The sequence below is a fragment of the Dokdonia sp. 4H-3-7-5 genome (assembly GCF_000212355.1).
Classification (GTDB): Bacteria; Bacteroidota; Bacteroidia; order Flavobacteriales; family Flavobacteriaceae; genus Dokdonia.
Window position 1 is genome coordinate 1,735,194 of sequence record NC_015496.1, and the last position, 14,520, is coordinate 1,749,713.

Annotated in this window: 13 protein-coding genes; 5 read left to right on the top strand and 8 right to left on the bottom strand. The window is 37.9% G+C overall.

Annotated features, from left to right (window positions below):
• Position 1 precedes the first annotated feature (1 nt).
• From KRODI_RS07665 to KRODI_RS07680, 4 genes are read right to left on the bottom strand one after another with little or no spacing between them, the layout of a single operon-like run.
• Positions 2-1,438 carry a mannosyltransferase gene (locus KRODI_RS07665; protein ID WP_013751024.1) on the bottom strand — a complete coding sequence of 479 codons (1,437 nt, stop codon included), beginning with the start codon at positions 1,436-1,438 and terminating at the stop codon, positions 2-4.
• The gene (locus tag KRODI_RS07670) at positions 1,435-2,925 is read right to left on the bottom strand and encodes a cellulose synthase family protein (protein WP_013751025.1); all 1,491 of its coding nucleotides are present in this window, start codon (positions 2,923-2,925) and stop codon (positions 1,435-1,437) included. The genes KRODI_RS07665 and KRODI_RS07670 overlap by 4 nt, the downstream gene beginning before the upstream one ends.
• Complete coding sequence (locus tag KRODI_RS07675; protein WP_013751026.1) at positions 2,922-3,632, bottom strand: glycosyltransferase family 2 protein; 711 nt, start codon at positions 3,630-3,632, stop codon at positions 2,922-2,924. Before KRODI_RS07675 ends, KRODI_RS07670 begins: the two co-directional genes overlap by 4 nt.
• 4 nt (positions 3,633-3,636) lie before the next feature.
• Complete coding sequence (locus KRODI_RS07680; protein WP_013751027.1) at positions 3,637-4,119, bottom strand: toxin-antitoxin system YwqK family antitoxin; 483 nt, start codon at positions 4,117-4,119, stop codon at positions 3,637-3,639.
• Between the two features lie 67 nt (positions 4,120-4,186).
• Between KRODI_RS07680 and KRODI_RS07685 the strand changes: the two genes are divergently transcribed.
• Positions 4,187-5,299: an NAD(P)/FAD-dependent oxidoreductase gene (locus tag KRODI_RS07685; RefSeq protein WP_013751028.1), complete on the top strand. Its 1,113-nt coding sequence runs from the start codon at positions 4,187-4,189 to the stop codon at positions 5,297-5,299.
• 83 nt (positions 5,300-5,382) lie between these two features.
• Positions 5,383-5,841 carry a hypothetical protein gene (locus KRODI_RS07690; protein WP_013751029.1) on the top strand — a complete coding sequence of 153 codons (459 nt, stop codon included), beginning with the start codon at positions 5,383-5,385 and terminating at the stop codon, positions 5,839-5,841.
• On the opposite strand, the gene KRODI_RS07695 is transcribed toward KRODI_RS07690, so the two are convergent.
• On the bottom strand, positions 5,825-6,781 hold the full coding sequence (locus KRODI_RS07695; RefSeq protein ID WP_013751030.1) for an ABC transporter ATP-binding protein: 957 nt from the start codon (positions 6,779-6,781) through the stop codon (positions 5,825-5,827). The two genes, KRODI_RS07690 and KRODI_RS07695, sit on opposite strands and share 17 nt — an antisense overlap.
• Before the next feature lie 89 nt (positions 6,782-6,870).
• On the opposite strand from KRODI_RS07695, the gene KRODI_RS07700 reads away from it, so the two are divergent.
• From KRODI_RS07700 to KRODI_RS07710, 3 genes are all read left to right on the top strand, one after another.
• On the top strand, positions 6,871-7,842 hold the full coding sequence (locus tag KRODI_RS07700) for a type I phosphomannose isomerase catalytic subunit (protein ID WP_013751031.1): 972 nt from the start codon (positions 6,871-6,873) through the stop codon (positions 7,840-7,842).
• 110 nt (positions 7,843-7,952) lie between these two features.
• Positions 7,953-9,179 (top strand): metallophosphoesterase, encoded by a 1,227-nt coding sequence (locus KRODI_RS07705; protein ID WP_013751032.1) that lies wholly within the window; start codon positions 7,953-7,955, stop codon positions 9,177-9,179.
• A 63-nt stretch (positions 9,180-9,242) separates the two neighbouring features.
• Positions 9,243-9,542 carry a thioredoxin family protein gene (locus KRODI_RS07710; RefSeq protein ID WP_013751033.1) on the top strand — a complete coding sequence of 100 codons (300 nt, stop codon included), beginning with the start codon at positions 9,243-9,245 and terminating at the stop codon, positions 9,540-9,542.
• A gap of 5 nt (positions 9,543-9,547) precedes the next feature.
• Here the strand turns inward: KRODI_RS07710 and KRODI_RS07715 are convergent, their stop codons facing one another.
• The 3 genes from KRODI_RS07715 to KRODI_RS07725 are packed head-to-tail and all read right to left on the bottom strand — an operon-like array spanning position 9,548 to position 14,490.
• A complete protein-coding gene (locus KRODI_RS07715) occupies positions 9,548-10,213 on the bottom strand; it encodes a polysaccharide deacetylase family protein (RefSeq protein WP_013751034.1) in 666 nt (221 codons plus the stop codon).
• Positions 10,214-11,158: a TerC/Alx family metal homeostasis membrane protein gene (locus KRODI_RS07720; RefSeq protein WP_013751035.1), complete on the bottom strand. Its 945-nt coding sequence runs from the start codon at positions 11,156-11,158 to the stop codon at positions 10,214-10,216.
• An 8-nt stretch (positions 11,159-11,166) separates the two neighbouring features.
• The gene (locus KRODI_RS07725; RefSeq protein ID WP_013751036.1) at positions 11,167-14,490 is read right to left on the bottom strand and encodes a DUF2723 domain-containing protein; all 3,324 of its coding nucleotides are present in this window, start codon (positions 14,488-14,490) and stop codon (positions 11,167-11,169) included.
• Positions 14,491-14,520: the final 30 nt, after the last annotated feature.

Below are 14,520 nucleotides of genomic sequence, written 5' to 3' on the forward strand. Positions count from 1 at the left end.
TTCAACTCTCAATGGCGGTCTTTGCCATTACAGTAACCTTAGAAGGTCTATAAATTTCCCAGATAAAAAATACGATTACCACAACATACTCTATTGCCACTAGGCATAAGTTTTCATTAAATCCATTTGCGCCGTATGCGGCATAGCTTAGCATCACGGTTGCACTCCATACTAGTGGAAAGCGATAGCGTGTAAACACACACAAAAGTAAAGGAGTAGCCACATACCAAGGGTGAACTGTGGTAGACATTAAAAAGTAAAAGGAGATACCAATAAGTATAGCGGTAATAGTTGCTTGTAATGATCTGTTATTTCTAAAAAAGGCTATAACTATCAGAAAACCTAACACAATCTTAGGAAGTAAAGGGCCTACATCTCCTATGATATTCCAGCCTATCGTTTGATAACCTATGTATCTAATGATATAGTAGACGCTAGCGTTAAATTCAAATTTCTTAAACCATAACGCAATGGATGCTCCAAAGTTTTCGGCAAACTCATTTGTGAGAAATGGTAAGAAGGTTAATATGACTACTCCAATCACAATCAAATAGAAATAAACGAGACGAGGTAGGTTTTTTGTTATTTCGCGAAAGCGGACTTTCCAAGGATAAGAGCTTCTAAAGTGGGTTGTTTTTCTATCACCACGAGTTAAGAAGTATTGCATGAAAAGTGGCAGAAAGAGTAGCGGTAATAACTTAGTTGATATAGATAATGCAATCATCACAGCACTTAATATCCACTTACCTTGAGCCAGCAAATACAACGACAGGACTACAAAAAACAACATTACAGACTCAAAATGCAGATTGCCTGTCATCTCAATAATGATAAATGGATTGAGCCCGTACCAGAAGATATTATGGATGGGTAATCCTAGTTTTTGCAATAATTTTTTGCCGTAAATGATAATCCCAACATCTGCTAGAATAATAGTAATTCTAAAAACGATAGCTGCGCCAATGATGCTATTGTCTGAGAATAATCCAGCAATTGCAAATATAAGTTGGTTTACGGGCGGGTAATTTGTAAAGTGACTTCCGTTAAGTGCTCCCATTCCCTCATAGAGCTGTCTTGCTTGCGCTACAATCTGGAGATTACCTACTTCTATATAGCTTTGTGGAGTCGTTAGGTACGGATTAAGACCTTGTACAAACATGCGTCCGTCCCATATAAAGCGATAAAAATCTTGAGAGAGATTTGGGATTACAGGTATAAATATGAGTCTTAATGCTACTGCAAAAACGAGTAGCAAAGAGAAGTCATTTTTGCCTTTGCTTACTATGAAGTAAAAGCAAGCAAAAAGTATGCTGTACAGACTTAGTAGGAGTGCGGTGTTAGCTCTTTCTAGTTGAAAAGCAAAGACGTAATAGGTAACTAAGGAAACAATCGCTAGTGCGATAGGAGTTTTTTGATATTTCCAAAGACGTTCTATCACGCTTTACTCGTAAGTGATTTAAAAAACACAAAACCAAATCCCATGAATAACATAAAGTGAAAAGGGAACAATCCAAAGTCACCACCTTGATCACCTACGACAGATGCATAGTACATCCCAAAACCAAAGTACAGCATCAAAAGTCCTTCAAAAATTACATTGATTGATATGTTCTTTTTGAGGTATTTATTGCCTTTCCAAGAGTCTTTGAGTTCGCTTATATTAAACTTAGGCGTACGTATAAAATCACTTCGTTTACCTAGGTGACCTTCTATTACTGCAATAGAATTATGAAGTGAGAATCCCATGGCAATACTAAAAAATACAAAGAACATCCCCGTGTATTTTAAAAATTGCTTGAAACCTCCACCATATATACTTTTAAACATAAACCAGTAGCAGATAAAGAAAATCACACTACTTATTACAAAGAAAGACATCACATAAAAGTATGGCTTTAGGTGTGCATATTCGTTTTTGATATAGAGCATTGGGATACTCAATATCGCTACAATAAGAACATTTAAAAACATGGTACTATTTAAAAGGTGTAGTAAGCCATGCAATTTTGTTTTTGGAGAAATACTCTTGCTTGCTAATACCTTTCTAGACATTTTCTGGAAGTTCTCTGCTCCACCTTTATTCCATCGAAACTGTTGAGAGCGTGCAGCACTTATTACTACTGGAAGCTCTGCAGGAGTTTCTACATCTTCAAGATATTTAAATTTCCAGTTTTTGAGTTGTGCTCGGTAGCTCAAGTCTAGATCTTCGGTAAGGGTATCACCTTCCCAGTTTCCAGCATCTTCAATACATTGCTTGCGCCATAAGCCAGCAGTTCCATTAAAGTTTATAAAATGTCCTTTACTATTTCTACCTACTTGTTCTAGTGTAAAGTGTGCGTCAAGTGCAAAAGCCTGCACTTTTGTAAGCAAAGAATAATCTCTATTTATATGTCCCCAGCGAGTTTGTACAACGCCTATGTTACGATCCTTAAAATAAGGAACGGTGCGCTGCAGCCAGTTAGGTTCTGGAAGAAAATCTGCATCAAATATGGCAATAAATTCGCCTTTTGCAACTTTAAGTCCTTCCTTTAAAGCACCGGCTTTAAAACCTGAACGGTCTGTACGAGTAACATGTTTTATGTCTAGTCCTTTATCGCTAAGGCGTTTTATGTGATTTCTTGTAGTTTCAAAAGACTCATCTGTACTATCATCTAGTACTTGGATTTCAAGCTTATTTGCAGGGTAGTCTAAGAGCGCAATATTATCTAATAGACGCTCCATGACATACAGTTCATTATATACTGGAAGCTGTATCGTTACAAATGGAATTTGTGCAGGATCTTTAAAATTAAATAAGACAGCGTCATCTTTCTTGCGCTGTGCGCGCAAGTAATTAAAAAGTAAGTTGAGCTGGGATAAGCTATACGCAAATATGATAATAAGCGAAATCGTGTAAATAACAATAATAACGGTTTCTAATATCATTTCTTAAAACTGTATTTAAAAATCCATCCTAGTATTTTAACTCCAGCCATTACTGCACCTTTTACGGTACCAGAGACTTTAGAAACACCTATGCGATTGCGATAAGTTACCGGGACTTCTATATAATTCATCTTTTTCTTTAAAACCTTGAGTTGCATTTCAACCGTCCAACCATAGGTTTTATCTTCCATCTGTAAGGCGAGTAAGCTATCATATTTCATAGCTCTAAAAGGACCCAGATCTGTAAAGTTTGCTCCAAAGAATAGCGTCATTAATGAAGTAGCAAGCCAATTTCCAAAAATCTGAGGAGTGGTCATTGATCCGCTTTCGCGAAAGCGTTTATCTCTAGCACCTATAACCATGTCGTAATCTCCATTGATAATAGGAGCAACTATCTTAGTAAGCTCTTCTGGGTAGTCACTATAATCTCCGTCTAAAAAGACAACGATATCTGGGCGTTTGGTAGGGTCATCAATACCCGTGGTTGCAATGTATTCCATGCCCTTGAGGCAAGCGTATCCATATCCTTTGCGTTCTTCTCTTAATACAGTAGCACCATTATCTCTAGCAACTTGTTCTGTATTATCTGTAGATGCATTGCTTACTACAATTACTTCGCTCACTGTATGAGGAATGTCTCGTAGCACATGACCAATGGAGTCTTGCTCGTTGTAAGCTGGTATTATTACTTTAATAAGGGGAGTCATAACGCTAGTAGAGTGATACATCAGGATTATCGCGGCGGAAATCACGTATGCTTGTCCACGCGCCTTTTAATTGATTCTTCTCGTATTTTTCTACCTTAAAAAGTTTTTTGTTTTTATATACGAGACAGAAACCATGTAAATGATTGTCAACGTACTGGCTTTTTCTAGTTTCTTGGCGCGCAAGGTCGTAAAAAATCCACCAATTTTGGGCAATTCCGTCCTCATAATGCCCTTCCTTGGTTAGTTTTCCTTGATTATCATAATAATGCCAGTATTTTGATTTCTTATTGGTTTGATAGTGTCCCTCGGCGGCGATGGTTCCATTCTCGTGATAAAATTTCCAGTATTTTACCTTTTGCTCTCCCATGATCCATCCTTCTGCTTTAATGGTGCCATCATCATGATATTGCTTGCTATACATTCTCGGCTCTGGGAGTGAAAATGCTATAAAAGCTAGTAAGATCGTACTAATTGCCTGCGCTGTCATACGAGTGTTAGACGAGAGAAATTTGAGGCACTAACATAGAACACGTATTTTTAATGAAAAATATCTAATGAATCTAAGTTTTTGGGAGCGAGAATCGTGGTTTAATAATGTAGACTACACCATTATAGGTAGCGGTATCGTGGGATTAATGTGTGCAATACGCTTACGCGAAAAAGATGCCAACTCAAAAATAGTTATTCTAGAAAAAGGTTTACTTCCTAATGGGGCGAGTACAAAAAATGCTGGTTTTGCGTGCTTTGGAAGTATTTCAGAATTACTAGAAGATCTCAAAACACACTCAGAAGAAGAGGTGATCTCTCTAGTTAAACAACGTGTGGAAGGTTTACAACTGTTGAGAAGTATGCTTGGAGATGAACAAATAGACTATCAAGAGCATGGAGGTTATGAGCTTTTCACTTCAAATGATACCGTGCTGTATGAGGAATGTGTACAGAATCTAGCTCACATAAATAAGTTGCTATTTCCTATCTTTAATAAAGAAGTGTACACGCTGCAGGATGATGCATTTGGTTTTGATGGTATAGAAAATAAGGTGATTTTTAATAATTGCGAAGGCCAGATAGACACGGGAATGATGATGAGTGCACTTCTCAAACTCGCACATGCTAAAGGGATACTCATATTAAATAGTATGACCGTAAACTCTTATAAAGAAGAAGCCGAGAGCGTAGCAGTTGTAGCTGCTCATAATACATTTTATACAAAAAAGCTCTTTATTGCTACTAATGGTTTTGCAAGCACGCTTGGACTTAGCGAAGTAAAACCAGCGAGAGCACAGGTGTTAATCACACATCCTATTCCAGAACTCAAAGTGAAAGGCACTTTTCATCTCGATAAAGGATACTATTACTTTAGAAATATAAATAACAGAATTCTTCTAGGCGGAGGGAGAAATCTAGATATACAAGGAGAGGAAACGATGGTGATGTCTCAAACAGCACTTATTCAAAATGAATTAGAACGACTGCTCGCTGAGGTGATTTTACCTAATACCCCTCATACTATAGATCACAGATGGAGTGGTATCATGGGTGTGGGTATTCAAAAAAAGCCCATCGTTAAGAAAATATCTCAACATACTTATTGCGGAGTACGACTAGGAGGAATGGGAGTTGCTATAGGAAGTACCATAGGTAAGAATCTCGCAGATTTAATTTAGAATTTTATAGCTAGCAATTGTAACCTTTTATGTGTTTACACGTATAATAAGTTTATTGTCACATAACTATAGGCAGGTAATTTATGAATCATCAAGAAATAAAGTTAGAACTCTTTACAAAGTGCACGCAGTGGATTGTAAACCGTCGCAATAAAGTAGAAACTGTGATTGCAGATATTATGGAATCGCTAGAAGACGAGACTAAAAGTTCGGCGGGAGATAAGCATGAGACAGGACGAGCGATGCTACAGATTGATCGCGAGCAAGCGGGCGAGCAACTTAAAGAAATAGGGAAGATAGAAGATGCCTTATCCAAAGTTGATATCAAAGTAAAGAGTGATTACGTGCGTCTAGGTAGTGTAGTGCATACCTCTACAAATCGTTTCTTTATCTCAGTTTCGGCAGGAGAAATAAAAATAGAAGGAAGACCTTATTATGCGATAGCCCTTGCATCGCCTATGGGGCAATTATTACTGAGTAAGAAAAAAGGTGACGTAGTACGCTTTCGCGAAAGCGATATTACCATTACTTCGGTGTATTAATTTTCAGGCCTAGTATAACATCTGTATGTATAGGATATGGAACTGATGTATTAAAGAGAACAATTTTATCTCCTACCATAGCAGTTACCAAATAGTGCGAACCCATAAAATAGCAATCTGTAACTGTTGCTATTTTTCCATCTGGAACTGTAGTAATCTCGTGAGGATGTAGTAAGAGGGTAGCATCACCTTGATAATCTTTAAAAAACCAAGTTTTAGGTAGTTCATTAATATCTCCAAAAAGCGAACCAACATAATAGCTAGGAGGGTTTTTATACAATGCTAGTGTCTCATCATGGGCGATTACTTTTCCACCTTTCATCACTACGGTTTTATCCATAAAAGCTAGTACATCTGTACTATCATGCGTTGCAACTAGGCAGGTAATTTGTTGTTTTTTTAGATAACTAAATAATCTACGACGTAATTTGTTTTTTCTAAAGTTGTCTATATGTGAGAACGGCTCGTCTAACAGGAGTAATTCTGGTTCTTTGGCTAGCGTTTGAGCAAGTGCTACTCGTTGTTTTTGACCGCCAGAGAGTGTTTTTACGTGTGCGTTTGCATACGCTGTCATTTCTACCACTTCCATAAGTTCATTCGTACGCGCCTTACTCGCTTCAGGCTCTAGTCGGCTTAAATATTTATTAATATTTTCTGCTACCGAGGTGAAAGGCATGAGGTCAAAATCCTGAGAAAGATATTTAATAAAAGGCATTCCTGGTATGAGATGATCCTCTGGGCCTGTGATTTTTTCTTCATTCCACGTGATAAATCCTTCATCTAGGTCATAAAGTCCATAAATCATTTTAAGTAAGGTAGTCTTACCACAACCACTTTCTCCTATGAGCGCGATATGATCACCTTGGCTGATAGACAGGTTGATAGGCCCTATTGTAAATCGGTTAGAAATATGAAATAGTACATCTTTTAATTCAAGCATAGTGTTTACAAAAATACAGATAGCGAATCAAGAAATAGAAGTGATAGAAAAATTTAAGGTAAGCTGTATATTTGTGACCTATTTAGACTATGAAACTATATCCCCTATTTTTTACTCCACACTTTAAATACCGCCTATGGGGTGGTGATAAGTTGCGCACAGAGCTCAATAAAGAATTTAGTGGGGATCAGATAGGTGAATCTTGGGAGGTTTCTGATGTAGAAGGCAGCGAGACACAAGTGTCAAATGGAGCGCTTGCTGGAAATACGTTACATGATCTCATTACCACTTATGGAGCGCAATTTTTAGGAGTATCGGTCCTTGAGCGATTTGGTACAAACTTCCCGTTACTAATTAAATTTCTAGATGCCAAAACTCCGCTTTCTATACAGGTGCACCCTGATGATAAAGTAGCAAAGGAGCGCCATAACTCTTTTGGGAAAAATGAGATGTGGTATATCATGCAAGCAGATCATGATGCGAGTATTATCGTTGGATTTGAAGAGGATACTTCAAAAGAACAATATGAAGAATCTGTAAAGGATGGAAATATTGTAGATCTTTTACATACAGAATACATAAAAGAGGGCGATATCTTCCATATACCTACAGGTAGAGTACATGCTATAGGTGCAGGAGTATTACTTGCCGAGATCCAGCAAACATCTGATGTTACTTACCGCATATTTGATTATAACAGAATAGATGCAAAAACTGGAGCAGTGCGTGATCTCCATAGTGAGGAAGCTATCGATGTGGTAGACTTAAAAGGATATGACACTTACAATACTCCTTATAAAACGGAGGTAAACACTGCTGTGTCTATCATGGAAACACCATACTTCCAGACAACATTATTAGCCCTAGAAGGAGAAGCAACACGGGATTACAGTAATAAGGATTCTTTTACAATCCTTATGTGTGTAGATGGTAGTGCAACGTTCTCATGTGATGATGAGGTGTATGCATTTAAAAAAGGACAAACAGTAGTGCTGCCGGCGGTTGTAAATGAACTTTCATTTGCAAGTAGTCATGCAAAAATTCTAGAAGTTACTGTTTGATAGGTACGCCTTCGCGAAAGCGTATGTAAATAATACCTTTATAGTTAAAGAAACGTGAAACGGTACTCTACTAATAGTTCACCCTCTATTTTTGCCTAAATTCATAAACTGTGCTCAGATTTATTTTTATTATCCTATTTGTGATTGCCTTAGATATATATGCCTACCAAGCATTTAGATTTCTTGTGAAAGGCCGCTGGGGAACCATTTTATACTTTCTTATTACCGTTTTTATTATAGGAGGGATGATTTATCAATTCTCAACTGGTGGACGACGCAATATGAGTGCGTTGACACAATTTTTTGTGGTGTCATTTATCATTCTCATTGTTTGCAAGCTAGTAATTATTGCAACTATGTTTGGTGAAGATATCTTTAGGCTCATACGCGGTGGTGTGAATAAAATCTCGACAAGCTCAGAAGGGAAAGCAATCCCCTCCCGCCGTAAATTTGTAAGTCAGATTGCATTAGGGTTAGCAGCAATTCCGTTTGCATCTATATTATATGGTGTTATAAAAGGGCGTTATAACTTTAAAGTCCTTAAGTATACGCTCACGTTTGATGATCTTCCAGCTGCCTTTGATGGTTATAAGATTACACAAATAAGTGACATACATAGTGGAAGTTTCGATAATAAGGAGAAGGTAAATTATGCCATAGATCTTATCAATGAGCAGGCGAGTGATGCTATCTTATTTACTGGTGATATGGTAAATAATGAGGCGAGCGAGATGGATCAATGGCAAGACTCTTTTGCTCGTTTGCGTGCAAAAGATGGGAAGTTTTCTGTTTTAGGAAATCATGACTATGGCGATTATGTAGAGTGGCCTACGCCTCAAGCAAAAATTGATAACCTCAATAGGCTCAAAGAAATCCAAAAAGAGATGGACTTTAAGCTATTACTTAATGAGCACCACTTTATTGAAAGAGATGGAGAGCGCCTTGCAATTGTGGGAGTAGAAAACTGGGGTGAAGGCGGATTTAAAAAAGCGGGAGATCTCAATAAAGCAATAAGCGGTCTTGATAAGGAGGAGTTTAAAGTACTAATGAGTCATGACCCTTCTCACTGGGAGTTTGAGGTAAAGGATCACCCAGAGCATTTTCACTTAACGCTTAGTGGTCATACGCATGGCATGCAATTTGGTATTGAGATACCAGGTTGGTTTAAATGGAGTCCTGTAAAGTGGCGCTATAAATACTGGGCAGGTATCTATGAAGATGCAAAGCAGTATATAAATGTAAACCGTGGTTTTGGGTATCTTGCTTTTCCTGGAAGGGTAGGGATTTGGCCTGAGATAACTGTTATAGAGTTGAAAAGAGGTAGTGCAAACGCATAATACCAAGAAAGTGCTATCTTTACTAAGCACGTAATCCTTAATTGATTAATAAAATCCATAGGTATGTCAAAATTTGGAGAACTTATAGACGTAAATATTCCGATACTGTTAGACTTTTATACAGACTGGAATGAAAATTCAATGGCAATGCATCCTATTCTTAGGGAAGTAGCTGCCGCAATAGGTGATAAAGGAAAAGTGGTTAAGATAGATGTAGATAAGAATAACAAGCTTGCCGAAGCATTGCGCATTAAAGCGTTACCTACACTAATTATTTATAAAAACGGGGAGATGATATGGCGTCAAAGCGGAGCGCTAGATGCAAATACTATCATTGGTATTATGGAAGAGTACTCAGTATAATATCACTATAATTTCCCAAAGCTAAATCCAGCATTTTCAAAATACTCAATAACTTTAGGAAGTGCATACTGCAAGTTGTTAAATGCTTTTACACTGTCGTGAAAAACGATAATATCTCCATCCCGGGCAGTATCAATTACATTGCGTAAACATGCTTCTGGAGTAATACTTGACTCCCAGTCATAAGCAACTATACGATACATTACGATTTTATATCCCATCTTGCGCAATGCAGATGCCTGCTTACGCTTTACTTTTCCATATGGTGGTCTAAATAGGGGGCTTGATAATGTATTAGGATTACCTTCTATATGCTTGCTCATCTCAAGTTCGGCGAGCTGTGTGTTTGTTAAATACGTCTCGTTATCCGTTTTCCAACCCTGAAGGTGATTGTAGGTGTGATTCCCTACGGAGTGACCTCCAGCAAGGATTCTTTTAAACACATCAGGGTGCTTACGCACATTATCTCCTATGCAAAAAAAAGTAGCGTGAATGGGTTTGTCTCGCTTTCGCGAAAGCGTATCCAACACAAAATCTGTCACCTCAGGAATAGGTCCGTCGTCAAAAGTGAGATAGATAGTTTTCTTACCTTTTGGTTTGCTCCACAAATACCAACTTGGATACAACCAGGTAACTATGGAAGGTACTCGAGATGGTTTTAAAAAGCTCATCTATAGTCGCGTCTGATCTTTATTTAAGGAGTATATAACCCCTGCGCCTAGACATACAAAAATGACAACGAGTGATAACCATTCTGGGAATGGGTAATAATGACCTACAATAAGTTTGGCTGCGACAAATAGAAGTATTACAAAAACACTATACTTAAGATACCTAAATCTCTCTAGCATGTTCGCTAAAAAGAAATAGAGTGATCTCAAGCCCATGATAGCAAATATATTTGAACTGTATACGATAAATGGGTCTTTTGTAATGGCTAGTATTGCAGGGATGCTATCTAAGGCAAAAAGTAGATCTGTAAGCTCTATGGTAACCAGTGCTCCAAATAATGCTGTAAAAACGCGCTTTCCATCTACTGTAGTTACCCAATTATCTCCGTCTATTATTTTTGAGAATTTAAACCACTTGGCAAGACCTTTAGGCTCTTCATTTTTTACAGGCTCTTGGTCGTCTTTAAGCATCTTGAATGCTGTAAAGAGTAGGATGCCTCCAAAAATGAAGTGCATTCCAGGTATTTTATTAATAAGTGTAATACCTACTCCGATAAGTAATGCTCTAAATATGATGGCGCCTAAAATACCTAAAAACAACAGTCTATGCTGGAACTGGCTTGGTATCTTAAAAGAAGTGAAGATTACTGCAATAACAAAAAGATTATCTACACTAAGCGATAGTTCCACCAGATAACCTGTTAAGTAGGTGACTACTGCTTTCGTACCAGAATAATCATAAGGATTTGTTACTAGCCCTGAGCTATAAAACCAATAAATAAGCCCTCCAAAGAGAAGGGCGTTTGTGATAAAAAAGATAGTCTCGTACGAAGCTTTTTTAACGCTTATAGTTGTCCCTTTTTTGTGTAGCACAAAAAAGTCTATAAGCAGTAGGATAACTATATAGCCTATTAATAAGGCCCATGGTAAAATACTCTCCTGCATCGTTGAGATTAGTTTAAATCTGTTATTACTTCGTCTCTTACGCTATCTTGGGCTGGAATCTCTATAGATGGTTCTGGTAGTGTTTCAAGTAATTCTTGAGGAACTTCTTCTGTTTCATCATCATCGCCCATTAAATATGGGAACGTGCGCATGTAGTTATCAAAGACTTTTGCTTCTTTTTCAAACAGTTCTCTATCATCATTTATAATAAGAAGGTCTACAAGACTTCTATACTTCTCAATATTAGTCAAGATATCTTCATAATATTTATATTGAAGTTCTTCATCTACCTTACTAAAGTAAGTTAGTTGCTCTTGATACTTAGCAGCAACTTCTTTCCATATTTCTTGAGCACGTTGCGTTTCTCCTATCTCATAATATCCAGTGATATATGGTTCTACAAGCGTGTAAAACTCAAAGATGTCTACTGGCATTTTTTCCATCGCGAGATCCATGATTTTCTTAGCCTTTTCTGGCTTGTTTTCTGCGAGAAGTTGCTCCACTAGACGTGCCATGTTACCTCTATAAGTAATCGCATTAGTGCGCGTCTCACGATCGTGATAGATATCTGGGCTTCCGCTGTTGCCCCAATACCATTTCTTTACGATGTCATACATCTTATCTGCATCTACGCGACCCATATCATAAGGATTACGAGGATCGATAGGAGTTCTTATTGGGATAAGCTTATAAGCTACGCCATCCAGTTGCAGGTAGTCCTTCATCCATAAGTAGTCATCATCACCAAAGCTTCCTCCAGTAAAGTAAATAGGTCGTTCCCAGTTATTGCTAGCAATAATGTCTAGCATAAGCAGCCTATTTTTGTAAAGAACATTCCCTTTAAGTTCAATGTCTATGTATGGTACAATGCTATCTGCATCATCCATAGGGACAATCTTGTTCTTGAGTACGGTTTCCTTATTTACTGGAATGCGCACCTTTTTACTAGGGAAGGTGTTAAAAAACTGTCCTTTTGCATATTCTACCTTTGTTCTAGGATCATCACTAGCAACAAAACTCATCCATTGCGAGATAGGAATAATAGAGTCTTTGGTTTCTTGATAAAACAGGGCTTCTCTATTGTCTGCCGCATACTTGTCGTGTGTAAGCGAGCTAGGTACCGGTGGACTCTTGTATGCCGCTCTCTTCATCTGGTCGTAGTACCAATCTGTATTAATCAAACTAGTATTTACAATACGCACATCAGTACGATATCCTTCAATTTCTTGAGCATACCAAAGAGCAAACGTATCGTTGTCACCTATTGTAAATATAATGGCATTCTCATCTACAGAGTCTAGATACTTCTTTGCCATGGCAAGAGCCGTTTTCCTTCCTGAGCGATCATGGTCATCCCAGTTTTGTGAGGCAAGCAATACAGGAGCAGCTAGTAAACATATAACAGCCACAATAGGCATTGCTATTTTAGGTTTTATAAAATCTTTTACAATATCAAATAGCGCATACACTCCAAAGCCTATCCACATCGCAAAGACATAGAAGGATCCCACTAGCGCATAATCACGCTCACGAGGTTCAAAAGCACGTTCATTTAGATATACCTTTAATGCAAGACCTGTAAATAAGAAGAAGACTAGTAATACTGCAAAACGTTTCCAGTCTTTACTTGCGTGAAAAAGTAGGCCTAATAATCCAAGTAATAGGGGAAGGAAGAAATAGGTGTTGCGAGCTTTATTATCGGCAACATCAGACGGTAGGTTGTCTTGTGGTCCTAAGAACATACTGTCAATAAAGCCTATTCCAGAAATCCAATTTCCGTTAAAGTCATCGCCTTTACCTTGTATGTCGTTCTGTCTTCCTACAAAGTTCCACATGAAGTAACGCCAGTACATATACCCAAACTGGAAGCTAAACATGTAATTCATGTTTGCTCCAAAGGATGGTTTTTCTACATCTAGGTAACTTCCTATCTGGCTCTTTAAAAAGGCATCATAACCTTCATAATTTACCTTTCCGTCTCTGTAATCTATCTTGAACTGCGTTACAACATCTTGAAGATACTGGCGATCTTCCTCTGGCATATCAGGATCATACTTGATACTGAATTTTAAAGGACCCGTATACTGCATGTAATTTGCATTATTTTCTGGGCTCCACATTCTTGGTAAGATAGCATTATGCGCATCATCAAGATTTTGCTTTGCATTACGCCACTCATTTACCACTACATATTTTCCAAGAGCTTCGTCTTTCTCGTATAACTTCGGTTTGTCGAGATATGGTGTATCTGGATCTAGCCCAGAATAGTCTGAGGTAAATTGAGGTCCATAAAAGAGTTTTGTTTCGGCATATTGCTCACGGTTGTAATAAGCAAGTAATGATCGAGCATTTGACGGATTGTTCTCATTAATAGTTGTACCAGCATTTGCACGTATAGGCAACATCATCCAGCTAGAAAAACCTATAAAGATGTAAAGCATGCAAAGTAGCATGGTGTTAAGGAGTGGTTTGTTACGCTTTCGCGAAAGCTTAAATCCGTAAACAAATAACCCTACAAGAAGTAAGCCTGCTATAATGGTACCACTATTAAAAGGTAGTCCCATAGAGTTTACGAAGAATACTTCTAAGTACCCAAATAATGATAATGTATAAGGTAATAGTAGCTTAAAAATAAACATCAAGATGGCTACAACGATAACCAGTGCTATGATGAGATTTTTGGCAGTTACTTTTTCTGTGTTCTTGAAGAAATAGAGTAAGCCAATTGCCGGGATGGTAAGTAATCCCATAAAGTGAATACCAAAGGATAGACCTACAATAAAAGATATCAATATGAGCCAGCGATTACCTCTAGGTTCATGCATGTCACGTTCCCATAATAACCCAAGATAGAATAAAAGAGAGAGTACCACTGCTGCTGGGGCATATACCTCTGCTTCTACGGCATTAAACCAAAAGCTATCTGTAAAAGCAAATGCAAGCGCACCTATGGCAGCACTAGCAAGAATTGCTTGTTGCTTTGTTTTTGTAATAAGTTCTGCGTTAATAGTAAGCGATCTCGTGATCAATAAAGTGAGCGACCAAAACATGAAAAGTATGGTAAACGCACTTGTGAGGCACGAAAGATAATTTACAGCAAGTGCTATGTAGGTTGCATCTGGTGCAAAAATAGAAACAAAAGCTCCTAAAATTTGATATAGGGGTGCTCCAGGTGGGTGACCTATTTCTAGTTTTGAGGAGGTAGAAATGTACTCACCAGCATCCCAGAAACTCGCTGTAGGCTCTACAGTAAGAGAGTAAACAATAAGGGCAATGGCAAATACTGTCCAGCCTAATATCTTATTATACTTCGCAAAATTGAAGTCGGTCATATTGTATATTTTGTAAAGGGACGAAGTTAA